Origin of the sequence: Sulfuricella sp. T08, assembly GCF_000971475.1 — a bacterium.
In the GTDB taxonomy this organism is placed as follows: Bacteria; Pseudomonadota; Gammaproteobacteria; order Burkholderiales; family Sulfuricellaceae; genus Sulfuricella.
Window position 1 is genome coordinate 1 of the sequence record NZ_DF967565.1, and the last position, 1,272, is coordinate 1,272.

Here is a 1,272-nt window from a genome sequence, read left to right on the forward strand (position 1 = left end):
TGAGTTTGGTTGCGAATTTCGGATACCAGCAGTAGCCTATTAAACTGGCAACTGGAGGTTGAAATGTATCGGATACCAAGACAAAGCTACACCACTGAATTCAAGCAGGAAGCGGTTCGGCAGGTTGAAATCGAAGGCAAGAGCCCGGCGCAGGTCGCGCGGGACCTTGGGATTGCGGAACAGACGCTAGGGAACTGGCGTAATGCCTACAAGGCAGGCAAGCTTCAGCCTGGTACCGGCAAGCCGGTAACGCCGGAGCAAATGGAACTGTCGAAGCTGAAGGCCGAGAACGCCCGGCTAAAAATGGAAGTTGAAATCCTAAAAAAAGCGACGGCGTACTTCGCAAGGGAATCGCTGTGAAGTACGTCTGGATTGATGGGCAACGCGATTTATACCCGTTGCAGGCACTGTGCGAAGTATTGGGTGTCAGCACCAGTGGTTATGCTGACTGGAAGGCTTGTGGCGGGCCGACGCAATGGTTATCCGACGAGCAGATGCTGTCACTGATCCGTTCGGTGCATGCTGAATTCAAAGGGGCCTATGGGTCGCCCCGGATCACCGTGGAACTCAAGGCCAGAGATATCCCAGCGAGCAAGGAACGAGTCCGGAAGCTGATGAACAAACACGGCATCCGAGCCAGACACAAACGGCGCTACAAGGTCACCACGGACAGCAAGCATCAGTTGCCGATCGCCCCGAACCTGCTGGATCGGCAATTCGCCACGACGGCTCCTGACCAGGCGTGGACAGCCGACATCACCTACATCCCGACACGGGAAGGCTGGCTGTATCTGGCGGTGGTGATGGACCTCTACACACGCATGATCGTGGGCTGGTCAATGGATAGCCGGATGAGCAAGGAACTGGTGATGAATGCCCTGCGCATGGCGCGTTTCCGGCGCAAGCCGAAGCCGGGTCTGCTCCATCACTCGGATCGCGGTAGCCAGTATTGCAGCCATGACTACCGGGCACTACTGGTCGAGTGCGGGATGCAAGCGAGCATGAGCAGGAAAGGCAATTGCTGGGACAATGCCCCGATGGAAAGCTTCTTCAACAGCCTGAAGAACGAGCGCGTGTTCCATGAAGACTACGCCACGCGGGGAGAAGCCAGACGGGATTTGTTTGATTACATCGAAGCGTTTTACAATCGGAAACGCCGCCATTCCGCATTGGCCTATCAGAGCCCGGCACAGCACTACGCCAACTGGCTCTTGAAGGAAAATCGGGCGGCATGAGCGCTACGTTGGGGGCCGGAAAACACGACCAAGCTCA

Annotated in this window: 1 protein-coding gene; it reads left to right on the forward strand. The window is 56.4% G+C overall.

All coding sequences use genetic code 11. The features are described 5' to 3' along the window. Nucleotides 1–63 precede the first annotated feature (63 nt). A protein-coding gene (locus tag SCT_RS15095; protein WP_088178675.1) for an IS3 family transposase occupies nt 64–1,235 on the forward strand; the annotation gives its coding sequence in 2 pieces (ribosomal slippage) (nt 64–319 and nt 319–1,235; 1,173 coding nt in all). Nucleotides 1,236–1,272: the final 37 nt, after the last annotated feature.